The organism is Arthrobacter sp. SPT-J7, assembly GCF_059089965.1.
The window spans coordinates 209,203-224,118 of the sequence record NZ_JBNHFF010000001.1; the positions used below are offsets into that span (position 1 = coordinate 209,203).

At 60.3% G+C, this 14,916-nt stretch carries 8 protein-coding genes and 1 pseudogene; 2 read left to right on the forward strand and 7 right to left on the reverse strand.

The genetic code is table 11. The features are described from left to right. Positions 1 to 82: 82 nt before the first annotated feature. Both AC5RWX_RS00955 and AC5RWX_RS00960 read right to left on the reverse strand, forming a co-directional pair. Positions 83 to 628, reverse strand: a complete 546-nt coding sequence (locus tag AC5RWX_RS00955; RefSeq protein WP_493939823.1) for a hypothetical protein — start codon at positions 626 to 628, stop codon at positions 83 to 85. Positions 629 to 658: 30 nt separating this feature from the next. Then, positions 659 to 898 (reverse strand): hypothetical protein, encoded by a 240-nt coding sequence (locus tag AC5RWX_RS00960; protein ID WP_493939824.1) that lies wholly within the window; start codon positions 896 to 898, stop codon positions 659 to 661. A gap of 305 nt (positions 899 to 1,203) precedes the next feature. Between AC5RWX_RS00960 and AC5RWX_RS00965 the strand changes: the two genes are divergently transcribed. After that, positions 1,204 to 4,947 carry a YobI family P-loop NTPase gene (locus AC5RWX_RS00965; RefSeq protein WP_493939825.1) on the forward strand — a complete coding sequence of 1,248 codons (3,744 nt, stop codon included), beginning with the start codon at positions 1,204 to 1,206 and terminating at the stop codon, positions 4,945 to 4,947. Between the two features lie 318 nt (positions 4,948 to 5,265). Here AC5RWX_RS00965 and AC5RWX_RS00970 read toward each other — a convergent pair whose 3' ends face one another. The 5 genes and pseudogenes from AC5RWX_RS00970 to dctP form a co-directional block, all read right to left on the reverse strand. Further along, a complete protein-coding gene (locus AC5RWX_RS00970) occupies positions 5,266 to 6,498 on the reverse strand; it encodes an ATP-binding protein (RefSeq protein WP_494096868.1) in 1,233 nt (410 codons plus the stop codon). 2,967 nt (positions 6,499 to 9,465) lie between these two features. Next, positions 9,466 to 10,608 carry a bifunctional 2-methylcitrate synthase/citrate synthase gene (locus AC5RWX_RS00975; RefSeq protein WP_493939827.1) on the reverse strand — a complete coding sequence of 381 codons (1,143 nt, stop codon included), beginning with the start codon at positions 10,606 to 10,608 and terminating at the stop codon, positions 9,466 to 9,468. 42 nt (positions 10,609 to 10,650) lie between these two features. Continuing rightward, positions 10,651 to 11,175 (reverse strand): annotated as a pseudogene (locus tag AC5RWX_RS00980) (isocitrate lyase/PEP mutase family protein); the annotation flags it as partial. A gap of 115 nt (positions 11,176 to 11,290) precedes the next feature. After that, on the reverse strand, positions 11,291 to 11,737 hold the full coding sequence (locus tag AC5RWX_RS00985; RefSeq protein ID WP_494096869.1) for a cupin domain-containing protein: 447 nt from the start codon (positions 11,735 to 11,737) through the stop codon (positions 11,291 to 11,293). Positions 11,738 to 12,729: 992 nt separating this feature from the next. Then, positions 12,730 to 13,983 (reverse strand): TRAP transporter substrate-binding protein DctP, encoded by a 1,254-nt coding sequence (gene dctP, locus AC5RWX_RS00990; protein WP_493939829.1) that lies wholly within the window; start codon positions 13,981 to 13,983, stop codon positions 12,730 to 12,732. A gap of 432 nt (positions 13,984 to 14,415) precedes the next feature. Here dctP and AC5RWX_RS00995 point away from each other — a divergent pair, with 432 nt between their 5' ends. Beyond that, a complete protein-coding gene (locus AC5RWX_RS00995) occupies positions 14,416 to 14,859 on the forward strand; it encodes a nuclear transport factor 2 family protein (protein ID WP_493939830.1) in 444 nt (147 codons plus the stop codon). Positions 14,860 to 14,916 lie beyond the last annotated feature (57 nt).

Below are 14,916 nucleotides of genomic sequence, written 5' to 3' on the forward strand. Positions count from 1 at the left end.
GAGGACTCGGCCCAGAGCGGGTCCCGGACCCAGGCGTTGGATCACCTGCCATTCAGTGCGTTCAGCGGGGCCAGCTTCCGCTTCACCTCCGCACGGTGCCGGCGGGCCCGCGACATGTCCGGTCACGCTTCTGAGGTGAGGCCAGTGCTGATGCGGTACACCGTGGACCGGGCGACGTTGAACAGGCCAGCGATCTCGGAGGTTGTGTGGTTTCCTCACCGAGGCGCCAGTCGAGCGGCCGGGCGAACAGCCAGTCCCCGGCACCCTTGTGGTCCCGGCCATCCACCACTGCCAGGACCTGGCCGGTATCCAGGTCCACGATCGTTGTCATCCATGGTTCGAACCGCGTCCATGTCTTTGATTCCGGGTCCTGGAAGTAGCGCACCGAACGGAACCGGTGCTCGTCGATGCCCAGCATCCGCGGGCTGAGCTGGTCCACGTCTGGCAGCCGGAGCAGGCAGGTTTCATTCAGTGCCGCCCTCACCATCCACCAGGACACGGCGTAGCCGGCAGCTGTCTCCGAGACGGCCCGCCCCGAGCGGATCACCGCGTCCACGAGCTGGTCCCGGAGCCGGCTCGTGGAGCGGGCACGGCGCGGGACCTGTAGCGTGGATTCGAAGAACGACAATCTGTCACACGCCGTCTCCTCGCAGTACCATCAATATTTCGACCAGAGCACTTCTACCGGCCCGGTGACAGGAATAACCCTCAGCCGCTGCAGCCGGCGTTCCTTCCGCCGGGAGGAAATGACCCCACAGCTCGGGCAGCCCGACAGCTCGTCAGTCTCGACGATGACCTGCCGCCAGCCAGCAATGACGGTGGTGGAGATGACATGGTAGTTGGGCAGGTTGAAGAGGATGGTGGCAGCATCGGCTACGACCCCGGTAGGCTCATTCAAAGGCTCGTGGTCCTGTTCCAGGTTGAATGCTAGACACACTCATCCCAGCAGGGCCACGGGCCCCTTTGTCTTCAACGACACGAACTCATTTCCCCACCAACCACCAAGAGCCACTAAACCAACGAAACAGCCTCGCTCAGCTGACAGAAGAATGCGAAGATATCGGTGATCTGTGGAATGACCGCCTTCCTCCTTGAGTGCAGCCTTACCTTCGAGCACCTTATAAAGTCGAATCAAGGAATGTCAGCATAAAAGCGGGATGTTGCTGACCCAGTCCTGTCCGCCCCTTCGGCCATACTTATGTGATGCTCAAGAACCGACGCGCGAACCAGGATAGGGAGTCCGCCAATCCTCACAGGCTCATCCAGCCTGCTGACGGACCCACATCGCAGCCGGAGAACAAGATCAAACTGCGGTCACTCGCCCCCGAATACAAGAAAGAGCAGCACGCGACATACGTGCGCCATCTCGAGGCGGCCGCCTTGGACCCGAAGAACAAGAACATCGCGCTGACCGGGCGGTACGGATCCGGCAAGTCGAGCATCCTCGACAATTTCCTCGAAGAACAGGCGAGAATCCAGAGGAAGACGATGCGCATCAGCATCAACACTCTGGGGCCCGATGACGAGGACGAGGATCTGACCAACCGGATCCAGAAGGAATTGGTCAAGCAGTTGGTCTATCGAGCCGAGCCAGGTCAGATTCGACACTCTCGATTTGCCCGCAGGAAGGAACTGACCTGGTGGCGAACCTTGATTGAGGCCGCCGTGGTCGGAATCGTGGTCGTCGGACTGCTTTGGGTTTTCGGAGTTCGGCCAGATCCGGACGCGTTCGGGGACAACCACCCCGCTTGGTCAATGGGCGCATTTGTCGTTCTCGTTCTGATGGCTGCAGGGGCCGTACGCTGGGTTATCGGCAACCGCTTGGTCTCGCAATTCTCAACTGGGAGCACCTCGATCTCGTTCGAAGAGCAGCCTGATTCCTACTTCGACGAGTATCTTGACGAGATCGTGGCCTTCTTCGATGCGACTCAGCCTGACATCGTCGTCTTCGAGGACCTAGACCGGTTCGATGACCCTCGGATCTTCGACTCGCTACGCGAGCTGAACACCCTCGTCAACGCGTCCGCGCACTGGAGGAAGCGGGAGGAACGCCCGCTCAGGTTCATCTACGCCATAAAGGACAGCCTCTTCGAGAGACTGGGAGAGGAACTTCGGGGAAGGGATCAGGAGGCGGAAAACTCGAAGGCCGAGACCGTGCCAAAGCACGATAAGGACGGCCATGTCACAGCACTGGCAGCCACGAAGCGGCGCTACACTGTTGAGGCTGGCCTTGAGCGCGCAAACCGGACAAAATTTTTTGAAGTCGTCGTCCCGGTAGTGCCGTTCCTGTCACACAACAACGCACGAGACCTGCTGAGCGAGGCGCTAGACGCCCTGATGCTTCCTGCTGGCACGGAGATCAGCCGGGAACTGCTTGACCTCGTAGCCCGCCACACCACTGATATGCGGTTGCTCATCAACATCTGCAACGAGTTCGTGGTCTATGCCGAGAAGTTGCTGTGGGTTCAGAAGCCCGCCCCAGGTATGACTGCGAACGATTTGTTCGCTCTGGTGGTCTACAAGAACTTCCATCTGTCGGACTTCGAAAAACTGCCGAACCGGGGCAGCAACCTGGACGCCCTAGAACTATTTCGCCGGGAACTGATTCGCGAGTCGATCGAGCAGTTGCAGCGCGACAAGCAGGACCTGCTTCACACAGATCAACTTCAGCGCGGACAGGAAAAGATCGCTCAGATCCTGGGTGATCGCTTGATGTTAATAGCAAATGCTACGAAGCACACCTTGCAAAGTCTGAGTGTAGACGGGCAATCCCATAGTCCCGCTGCAGTTCATCAGCCGGCGCTTTGGAAGGACGTCGTGGAAGCACGTCAGCTGTCGATGCAGCTTCGTCATATGTCTGGGCACTCCAGCACCCCTACCTTCAACTATGCCCAATTGATGGCACTGTTCCCCGAAGGGTTGGATTCTACTCGGTGGGGGGAGGCCGACGCAGAAAAGGTCGCTGCACAGCTGGCATCGATCGACAGCGACATAACCGCACTGCGCGGAGCAGACTTCTCAGACCTGGGCAAAGACAAGCGCTATGTCGCTAACAGCATGACCTTCGACGACCACCTGGAGAATGTTCTTGAGTCGGAGCTCGCCCGGGATCTAGTGCGACGAGGCTTCGTGAATCGCTACTATGCAGAGTATTCAGCGGTCTTCTACGGCAAGTTCATTGGTGTCGACGTGGCGAACTTCTTTCGTAACAGCGTCTGGCCAAACGAGATGGATATCCACTTCGAGTTCACCACCCCCGAGGCCGTGTCCAATGTCCTCGAGCAAGCGCCTGCGGACTTCACCAGCTCTCGCAGCTCTCTCAACATAGCGATCCTCGACCACATGCTTGCGCACCAAAAAGAGAAAGCGGAGGAGACGGCGACGTTCCTGGCGGCGGTCCGGAGCGAAGACGCCCTCGCGTTTTTAGATGCCTTCCTCAGTGAGGCAGGCTCCCGCAAGAAGGACCTGATCGCCCTTATGGCGACGCTTCCCTGGCAAGGACTGTTTGACCACCTGGCGCGCCCGGAATCGTTCGTTGACGAGGAAACCAGGACCATTCTCACAGACGTCGCTTTGCGCAGCGCACGTGACGCGGACTCGTACGAACTTGGTGAAGTGGCCTACAAACTCATCGTCGACCGCCACGCGCATCTTACAGCGTTCACCGAAGACCTGAGCGAGGCAAGAACGGCGGTCGTGTATTCGTTCGCCCGCCGAGTGGGACTTATTGTGCCCGCTTTGCGCCCGCTATCCGAGGGCATACTCCGACGAGCCGTGGAGGACAGGGCGTACGCACTTTCCGCTGAGAACATTCGGGCCGCTCTCGGTCTGAATGATGACAAAGCGATTACAATCGATCGAATCCGCCAGTACGAAGCGGTCTGGTTACGGTGCAACGAGGATATCTCCGCATACTTCAACACGGTGAATGAGGATAATTACACCCCGTACTCGGTGCTGAGCGCCGATGTCTTGAGTAGCGTAATCGGGGAGCAGCACAAGAGCTGGTCCGGCGAACAACTGGCCGAGATGCTGGATTCGAGCGCGCCGCAAGCATCACTGCCCTCCATCACCGAAGTTCCCACTGATATTTGGCCAGCACTTGTCCGAGCTGGTCGGGTCGAGCCCAATGCCGTGAACGTCTACGAGTACGCGCGGACCATCGACCTCGACGACAACCTGACAGATTTCCTCGAGCGCGTCGACAGGCTTCGAAACGTCGATAAGCTCGAGCCCGAGAACAGCTACAAGCTGGCGTTGTGGATGCTGAACTCATCGATTGACTCGCGGAAGGCGGTTAACCTCACCGAGCAACTCGATCTAGGGCGCGAAATGTCCGTCTCCGATTTGAAAGCCGACAAAGATGACCTTCTGGCACGGCTCCTCGAAGCAAAGCTGGTGCCGGATGAGAAAGAGACTTTTGTACGCTTCATAGCGCATGGCGGCTGGCAAGCGGTATCAGAAGCGTTCACTGTGTCGGAGCAGGTGGAGAAGTTCCTGTCTCCCGAACTCGTCTCAGCTATAGTCGCGGAAATGTTGAAAGATCCGCAGACACCCGAGACCATCAAGGCCACTATCGTGGAGAATTTGGGCGAATACGTCTCCGACGGACAAGATGATGCATTGCGGGCAGCAGGCCAGTACGCCCGCAAGGTGGGGATAAAGCTGCCGATCAATCAGATTGAACGTGTCGCCGCCTCTGGTCCGGCAGCCGATGTGGTGCTTTGGCAGCTCGATGCCAACAAGGAACTGACGGGGGACGATCTGCTGAGAATACTCGCGAAGCTCGGGGGTGATCACCAAGGATTCGGACAAGGAGCAAATCACGAGTTCACGGTCCAGACCAGTCCTGAAATGGGCAGAATCCTTGATCGGCTCGCGAAGGAGAAGCGGGTCGAGGCCGACGAGGCCATTCACCGCCTTCGAAGAGTACGCATTATCTCGTGAGGTGAGTTTCGTTCTGGCGCATGCGCTGCCCAGGTTGCGAAGACGTCGCACAAGACGGTAACCGTGACACGGAGGTGCGGCTTGGGCATCCCGTCTGACGAGATCTCTCAACTGCGGACGACGCCGAGGAACAGCAGCCAAATCCCGATAGATGCCTCTACGCGCCGATAGTCGGGATAAGGGCGATTATCGGGGGTAAAAAACCTGCCCGTGCAGTGAGACGGGGCTGAGCAGAAAAAAGGGGTCCGGGCGCGCGGAGCCGCGCGAGTCATAGAGCAAAGTACCCGATGTCTCGCGCCAGGCATCACGGTGGGCAATTCAGCTGACGTCCGGCCAGTCGCTGGTGAGGTAGGCCTCCACGGCGCGGTGACGGAATGTGTAGGGCTTGCCGCGTTCGATGATGCCGCGCACTGTGTCGAGGCGCTGCGAAGTCGGTCCCGCGGCAGTGGGCTTTTCGTAGCCCAGCTTTGTCGCGATGCGGGTGAGCGTGCGCTCTGTGCCCGGCAGCTCGGCCATCATCCGGATGAACTCGCGCTCACGGCCAGGGAGGCGGTCAAGGATCCGCTCGACGTGGGTCGCTGCCTCGGAGCGGGCTCTTTTCCATCCGGCCATAACCTGGGAACGCGTGATCACGTCGGTGCTTCCGGCGTACCAGGCCTGCTCGCCTGCGAGCTGGAACAGGAAGGGTTCGCCTCGGCAGAGGTCAACGATCGCATCCACGGCTTCCGGCTCCATGTGGACCCGCTCCACGCCGCCCATGTCGTTGGGAATTTCCCAGCCGTCGATCACGAACGGCTGGAGAGCAGAGGCGAGGTCGTCATCGTCTATTGCCGAGAGCGTGGTCGTCTTGAAGCGTCCTGCGAATGTCGCCCCCGTGCGGGCGCCGGTTATGTCGGCGAAGTCGGGCAGGCCGGTCAGGTAAACAGCAATCGGCAACGAACGAGATACAGCGATGCCGCCGGGGGCCGTGACCGGCTCCTCGTGCACGAGGGTGTCGCCGAGTGCGATCAGCAGCTGGGAGAGCGCTTTGTCGTCGGAGATGTTCTGGACCTCGTCGACGTGGATCAGCACGGCGTTGCCGTGTGCGATGGCTGCGCGTCCCACCTCGACGAGCAGGTTTGTCAGCACAGCGTATGGCTCGGGGCCCGACTGCAGGCGCAGCGTGAGCGACATGCCCGCGGCTGCCACCGCCTCCACCCGGCTTAGCGCGTCCTTGATCGATTGCTCGCGGGAGGAGGCGAGGCCCGCCTCGTCGGCAAGCCTGAGTGCCGCGGCAGCGACCAGCTTGAGCGGATCGGCACCGGAAGGGATGCGCAGCTGTGGTGTCGTCCAGTCCCCGGCGGCGGCGGCATCGCGGGCGATGCGGCGCGCGAGGGTGGACTTGCCCAGACCTGCATCACCGAGGATGGTCCTGCCGCGCTCAGGCAGGCCCGCGATGCGACGGGGCCGCACGATGTCGCGCCAGTCGCTAAGCTGCTCGGTGCGGCCAGCCCAGACCTGCGGGATGCTGTCGGACCCGGGGCTGAAGGGGCTGTTCAGTGCGGTACGCATGTTGATAACTTTATCAGAGCGAGCGGTTATTGATAAAGTTATCAGCAACCGGCGCCTATCTTTCGCAGAGTTGCGACTCCTCAGGATCGGAGTTTTGGCTGGTCCGGGCGCAGAGGGCGGAGTTACTTGATGGCGATCACGGTGTGCTCGGTGGATTTCACCGGGCTCTTCCCTCTTTCATGGCGTTCGACGGGGTGTTTGAGGCGATTTCGAGGGGTTTGGAGGTCAAAACAGCCGAAAGTACCGTATTTCGGTACCGTATTTTCCCGCCTGCTCTGGCCTGCTCGCAGGCGGTGTTTTGCCTAGTCAGGCCGGGGTTTGGGGTGCACAGGGCAGGCGCGGCAGGTACCGTATTTTTCTCTCGTTTTTGCTGATTCGGTAAGCACTTTTGGCTGTTTTACCCTGTAGATTCAACAAAAGAGAGAGAGAAGTACCGTATGTACCACTTGATTTCAGATAGTACACACATGCGCGCATGCGCATAGGGTTTCTCTCAACGGAGTGGTACATACGGTACTTTTGGGTGTTTGCCCCGGTTTGACGGGGTTTTTGCGTACCTTTTCGCCTTTTTGAGTGGGTACCTCCTCTAGCCGCAGTAAACCCCTCTGAGCGGCGGCAATCCTTCTCTGACTAGGGGTTTTAGTGGCGTCGACGGCCTTCTGGTCCGGTACCGGCGCAGCGTTTCAAAAAACGGTACTGTGCCCAGCGGCCTCTCTCCGGGCGTGCTTAGCGCTGTCGGGCCGTAATCTTTAGGGCGCTGCTCCACCGTAGACGCGGGCTGTTGCCGTGCCAGGTTCGATCTCGGTGAGGCCATTGTCGACGATGGTGTTGAGCCCGCGGGCGTCGCGGTCGTGTGGCCCGTCCTTGGCGAAGCTGGCTGTGCCTAGACTGAGGCCCTGTTGGTCGGCCCACGCCTTGCGTACAGCATCGTCCTGGTCGAGCAGGCAGTCAGAGGGCGTGCGCCACCTGGGCCGCAGCCTTGCCGGTGCTCATCGTGACATCGGTGTTTGATTTCGATGTACGGAGTCAGGTCGGGTGACTGGTGGAAGTTGGCGCCCGCCGGCACGGAATACCCTTGATACCCATACTCTCTCCCCTCGAGCAGGGACGGCTTTCGGCGGCGTTGTGATCCATGATCCGGGTACGTTAGCGCTTGTGTTCGACGGTTTCGACCCTGCGGACGGATCCAAGAAGGTCCCCACCACAGATGGGGGAATTGTGGTGGCCACCCCTAAACCAAACCCTGTCGTTCATCACCGGGACCCGCAGAGGCAACAGGACCATAAGCATTCTTATATGTCGGCCCCGACAATTCCACCGGGCTTCGCCGCTATGGCGTGTCGCGTTGTCTCCGTCGTAAGGTCGTCTGACTGAACACTGTGCCGCGCAGGTGGGGGTCTATCGGGGATTAGGGCTCAGGCGGAATGGGGGTCGGCGGCTCAGCCATTGGGGGACTGCTGAGCCGCCGCCCTATCACATCGTGGCCGAACTCGGCAGTTTGGGGGATGCTGCCGGGCGATACGCTCGCGACCACACCGTAAACGTTTCCAGAGGCACGGTGAAACGTCTAGCCCTAGGATGTGTGGTCTCGGTTACACTCTGAGCCTTGTGCCCTAGAGATCCCCGCTACATCCCCGAAGCGCGGCGGCGAGGTTCACAAGTAAACAAACGCTCCGCCAGAGAAACGCATGCAATTTGAAGAAGCCGAAAGGCTGCGAAAGAAGTGGCGGGAAGTAGGAGTCGCCGACCGTGCCCATCCCCACTTCACCAAGGAATACCACCTCGGTATGAGCAGCGGAGATTACCGTTGCCAGACGTGCGGGGCTGAGTTCACAAAAGCTGAAGCCAAGGCGCGGAAGGCGTAAGTAGCTGAGACTAAACCGCTCTTGTAGGGGTTGGTCCCCGGCCCCAGTTGGGACCAGGAACCTCCCCCAGTATGGGACTGCTTTCAGGGAAGAAAGTTCAGGAGGAGGGAACGACTGCGTGACGCCTGCGTACTCACCGATTAGGAGTTTACGACCCAGAAGCAGCAACTGCTGGGCATCCAGAACTGAGCCAGGCGGTGGCCGCGGTGAGTGACGGGATGAGTGCTCAGACTGGATGTACAGGCGTCAAGCGAGCCGGACGATGGTCCGGTGGCACCTCGGATGCAGCGCTTTAGCCCTCAGGTACAGGCGGGGATCGGCCCAAGATCTGACCGTGCCCACACGGGCCTACACAGGCTGAGAGAATGTCTGGGATGCCGCCTATCTGTGTTGGTTGGGCGGCATCGGCTGTCTTCGCCCGGCCGCCCCGCAGCCCTCACAGCGGTCAGGCCGGCGCCGCCGACCACCAGGGCGGTGTTGGCCAGGGCCGTGCTGGGGACGAGGGCGTCGGCCAGAACGCCCTGGCGTGCGACGTCGGCTGTACTCATGTTGCTCCTTCTCGATGCCCGGCAAACATTGCCGGCCAAACTGTTATTACTCGGCTACTCTTGATTTCCCCGAGATCCTGTACATGAAGGGGGCAGATTGCTCATCAGTCCAAGCTTCATATGAACTTCTCTTTTCGAAGAGTCTTCTTTCGGACCCCGCAGGGTTCACCCAAAGAATGGACCCGTCCTCTGTCACCGCGTCCACAATGCCTGAACATACTGTTATGCCGTTCCGACGAACGTCTATTGAAACCCCCGTGAGGGCGGCCCAATCCTCTACTCGTATAGGCCTCATCGTAGTGAGTTGTGAAGTTTTTTCCATGAGGAACTGCTTCCTAGTAGGTGCTCTCCGGCGATTCGTCGCAAGCTTCTGGATATCCTTGGGTTGCATCTGCACCCGCTATCACTCTTCATTTCGCCGCGAACATGGTGGTAAGTGGCGGTGGGGCACCGTTATTGTGGCGTAGGAATGACGATCCGGGTGATCGTCCGGTGCCCCACCGCAGCTAGTGGTCAGCAGTATGGAGCTACGACGGAACTGCTGTTCGCTCCCTTCAAAATGAGCGCTCGTCAAACCCGTTGTATTCGCTGAGCGGGCGGATCAGCGAGTTCGCTTCCAGCTGCTCCATGATGTGCGCCGTCCAGCCGGTGATCCGGCTGGCCACGAAGAGCGGGGTGAACATCTCCGTGTCGAAGCCCATCAGGTGGTAGGTGGGGCCGGCGGGGTAGTCCAGGTTCGGCTTGATGCCCTTCGCCTCGGCCATCGCGCGCTCCAGCCCGTCGTACAGTCCGAGGATTTCAGGGCGCCCGTAGTGGTCGATCATCTTGTCCAGCGCGGCCTTCATGGTCGGTACCCGGGAATCGCCGTGCTTGTAGACCCGGTGGCCGAAGCCCATCACCTTCTTCTTTTCCGCCAGGGCCTGCTCCATCCAGGTCCGGGCCCGGGCCGCGGCGTCCTCGCGGGATTCGTCGGTGCGGATGCCGATCTGCTCGAAGGTGTGCATGACCGCTTCGTTGGCGCCGCCGTGCAGCGGGCCCTTCAGCGCGCCGATGGCACCGGTGACGGCCGAATGCAGGTCGGCCAGTGTGGAGGTGATGACCCGGGCCGTGAAGGTGGAGGCGTTGAACGAGTGCTCGGCGTACAGGATCATGGAGACGTTGAACGCCTCCACCACCTCCGGCGCTGCCTCCTCGCCGAAGGACATCCAGAGAAAGTTCGCCGCGTAGCCCAGGTCGTCGCGCGGTTCCACCAGGTCCTGCCCGCGGCGCCGGCGCTGGTCGTAGGCGACGACTGCCGGGAACGCGGCAAACAGCTCCAGCGCCTTGGCCATGTTCGCCTCGGGTGAGGAATCCTCGGCCAGCCGGTGGTGGGCGCCGATCACGCTGGCCGCCGTGCGGCAGACGTCCATGGGATGGGCTTCAACCGGCAGCGAATCGATGACCGACTTCACCACCGGATCCAGTGCGCGGCCGCCGCGTTCGTCCGCGGTGAAGTCGTGGAGCTCGACTGTGTCGGGAAGCTCGGAGTTCCATAGCAGATACGCCACCTCTTCGAAGCTGCAGTGTGCGGCCAGGTCCTGGACCGGGTAGCCGCGGTACAGCAGCGAGTTCGTCTCCGCGTTGACCTTGGAGATCTTCGTGGTGTCGACGACGACGCCGGCCAGTCCTTTCCTGACGTCGATGGTTTCGGTCTGCATATCCACTCGTTTCTTGTTGGCCCCCATGGTTCGGGGCGCGGTTTAGAGGTTGGTGTAGTCGCTTTCCAGATCCGGGACCTGGAAGTTGAAGATGCCGGTGTCGAACTGGTTGTAGGCTTCGTAGTCGACGAGCTCGTAGAGCCGTGCCCGCGTAAGCATCCCAGGGACGGCCGCCTGCTAGGTTCCGTCGGCCTTGATCGCGTCCAGGGTCCGTTCGGCGGCCCCCATTGCGCTGCGCAGCAGGGTCACCGGGTAAAAGACCATGTTTACGCCTACCGAGGCCAGCTCCTTGGCGGTGAACAGGTCGCTCTTGCCGAATTCGGTCATGTTGGCCAGCACCGGCACGTCAACGGCTTCGCGGATGGCAGCGAATTCCTCCACGGTGCGCATGGCTTCGGGGAAGATGGCGTCCGTACCGGCGTCGACCAGCGCGCGGGCGCGGTCCTGTGCCGCGGCCAGGCCGTCCATGGCGCGGATGTCGGTGCGCGCCATGATCAGGAAGTTCGGGTCCCGGCGGGCGTCCGCGGCGGCCCGGATCCTTTTGCTGGTTCCCAGGTCCACCACGTTTAGTAGTGGGTTTTTCGGGAGAGCTCGCGTGTACAAGTTGACTCGTTCGGTGTCTCGACCGCGCGGTGCGGCGGGGGTGTCGAATGGTAACGCCATCAGGCTAGGCGAATGGAGCTTAGGGCACAGAGATGACGGAATCGAGAAAGACAACCTTCTCGTCTCCGAGGTTGTGCCAAGCATGATTCGCCGCCTGCAGCACGGCCCCATCTCCCGCGCTCAAGGTGACCCGCTCCAGGTCCAGATCGAGGGTCAGCGTTCCACGCAATACATAGACGAAATCAACCGACTTTGTGACGTGGAAGCCGTTCTCGTCAATACCTGGAGCTGTTTCTCCTGGATTAGTCCCAAGGGCCTCAGTGTGCGGTTCTATCTCAACCAGCGCCCAGAGTGCACCAGCTGCAGGCGGCTGCGCCCGTAGGAGAATCTCCGAATCAGCGAGTTGATCTGACCATCCCCGAACATCATTCGGACTAAACGTCCAAATTCTACCGTGCTCGATATTCTCGTCTGAGGCGACAAGCGACTTGCCATCCGCGTTTACCGCAACTACGACTCTTCTCATCATGCGCTCCGTTCGACGAGATCTTTACAGGGCAAGGCTTTTGCACCGAGAGGTGAGACCTCTGCGTCCGCACTGCCGATAATAGCCTAACGAAGGTTAGCTTATGGGTTCAAGCGGACATCGTCAAGCGGATCGACTTGGCTCAACGGAGCGCGTGACAAGGCGCATTTGGAGACCCCGTTTGCCAGCGGGTCTCGCTGACATCTGAGGTGCCGTCGGGCCCGGCCCGACGGCTGCCCAGATTTCATCCACGATTTGCACCGCCCTCGTGAGGCCATCATCGGAGCTCCGGAAACCGCCCGTTGGGCTTCGACCCACCCAGGGCTGCCACGAAGCGCGGATCAACAGGGCGTCAGCTCCATAGACACGGCGGTAACCGCCACACACCACCGCAACGGGCTGCCGTCTTGCGATAAAGCAGCTGCGCGCTGCGCTGAGCGTGGACGCGCCTCTCATGTAAAGCCACCGGGATCATGGCGTCATTTAGCACATTCTGTCAGGCGCGCTCTAGAAACAGGTGGCACCTCAAGTTACGGGTCATGATCACCGAGCGGATCCCCGCGACGTGACACAGCCGCCACACAGGTCGGTTCGAGTGGCGATAGCCGAGGCCTGTGAAGCCCTCGGAGACGACCCGATAGCCGCCCTCGGGATCTTCCTCCTGCAGCGCACGGAACATTCCGATCAGATGCGCTTCCTCCGGCTCACGCGCACTGACCGGCTGTTTCAGCCACGTTTAATACTCCTGCCCGGTGGAACCCCAGCACTCCACCCGCCACTGCGGCCAGCACCCTGACACGGGTGCTGGCCGCAGCCCTCTAGCGGACGAGGGGGTAGATCTGTAATGGGTCTCGAGCCCGCCCGTGGCTGGCTGAGAGGTTGGGTGCGCGGGAAATGCGATTCGAAACCGTCAATCACTGCATTAATCTGTTCCGATTCAAAGAGCCTGCCGTACATTCCCTCGCTCCCTTGTGCGCAGGCGCAACTTCGGCCTACGGACGCAGGGGACTCATGAACTCGGTGAGTGCAGTTTCGAAAGCATCCCAATCAATGAGGTCTGCTCCCTCGGCGTAGGCATCTACCAAACTTTGGGCGTTGGTCTTATCAACGTGCTCTACGCCGACGTGTTCGTCCCAGAGCGACCGCCAATCTTTTTGTAAGACCTCAAAGTCTTTGATGAACTGCTCCGGATCCTGAACGGAAGCGGGCGGAGCCGCCAAAAACTCGTCCGCCCGGGCTTCAATAGCCTGCTCCAGAACAGGATCGATGTCACCTGTCGGTGTGAAGGTCACACCCTGCTGTTCGGCCTGGTCAATCAGATCGCCGTACGAGTGCAGGGTCGCGCGCTGATACGCAACCGTAGCCCGTATACCTGCGTCAAAGAGGATCTGCTGCGCCTCCAATGGAAGGTCGGCCCACACATCCTTATTCACCGACATGTAGCCGCTGCTTGGTGACATTTCGACGAGCACAAGGTGCTTAGCAACCTCTAGCAAGCCTTGAGCCACAATCGATCCTGCGTCCGTGGCAACACAGTCGATGACGCCTCGTTGCAATGCTTCAAAGATCTCTGTATTGGGGATGAAGTTGGTACTCATTCCCAATCCTTTTAGTTCTGTCGCCCAGATGTCTCCGCCCACTCGTGCGATGCGGCCCTCAAGGTCTGACGCTTTTTCGACTGGCTCAGTGCACACCAGGCGCATCTGGTCACCGATCCCCCAGAGCGGCACGACATTCTGACTTGCGAGCTCCGTGCGAATGATTTCGTTGCTCTGCGCAAAATTTCTCTGCAAGGGAAGTATGGAGGTCGGCGATACTGGAAACCCCAAATCCATGTACGCCGGCGAAAGTTGTTCTGACCATGCGGCCGCCGCAAGCTCACCGGCCGCAAAGGCGGTGAAGACAGTACCGAAGTCAGCCAGACCACCCGAAAGCCCAGGCAGCAGCTCCGTTACCGGAATCAAGGTCCCACTCGGGTAGACGTCAAAGTCGAGCTTCCCGCCCGACGCCTCACGCGCATATTCCACGAAAGCTTCTACGCCCGCCCCGACCGGGTGGGTTTCATTAACCGGGAACGCGATGCGCAGGACGGTCGGCTCCATTTCCTCCAAGCCGCCCGCTTCCCCCGACGGCACAGAGGTATCGTCGACCTGTCCACTTGCGCAAGCCCCCAAGGCAACGCTAAGACCAATTACAGTCGTCACCGCGAGCGCACGGGTGCTCAAGCGTGTTCTCTTCAAGTTCATTTAAACTCCATCGTTTAGCTGAAGGTCTGATCGCCGCCGGGTGGTCGAAAATCGTGCGGAAAGTCACAAGATTGCGGCGGCAGGCGTGTCGTGCATCACTTCCCTGCGGAAGTCTACCGGCCGTTAGCCTGGCGACGCAAGCGCCCGCGGTGGCCCGGTGCGCCATGGAACGGCTGATGCGAAAACAGGTGCTGTGTGGCATTTGCCGCGGCAAACAGTTCATCCACTACGAGGCCTGATACGGCTGCCACTCTGGCGCCGGATCGTGGTTGTCATACATTCGTGATCCGACAAACTTTGGGCATCTGGCTTAGACAACGTGCGCAAAGTTGGCTAACGTGCGTTACTCAGATCGTATCTCCCGAGGCGATAGGGCGGATGCCGCCGGTCGGATCGCATTCTGGCCGAGGGGCGGAACTAAGGAGTGGGACCATGCGCCAAAATGACCTGTTGTCGGCGGAGGCGATCTACCGTCGACTACCGGCGCGTTTCGCGGACGCACTGACAATGCGCGACTGGCCGGCCGCTGCCGACTGCTTCGCTCACGAGTGCACTTGGGCGCTCGCCGCCCCGTTTGGTCTCAGCGCAAAAGGTAGAGATGGCATCGTGGCGCTCCTGAAAAATGAAATTTCAAGCGTGCGGCTCGCGGCGCAGTTCGCGACCAACGGCGTTGTTCTGGAAAACTCAGACAGGCACATCCGCGGCCGAAGCACGGTGTTAGAGCAGGGACTGCTCGACGACGACACCAGCTTCCACTACCTCGGGATCTATCATGACGAACTCACCCTCGAGGAGGGCGAGTGGCGGTTCTCCTCGCGTACGTTTGAGCTCTTGGCGCGGAGTAGAACTCCGACTGACTGGCGAGCTTATCGCTGATCTGCATCACGGACTGTTATAGTCAGCTAACACCTGTTAGGCTAAAGATGCGGCTAA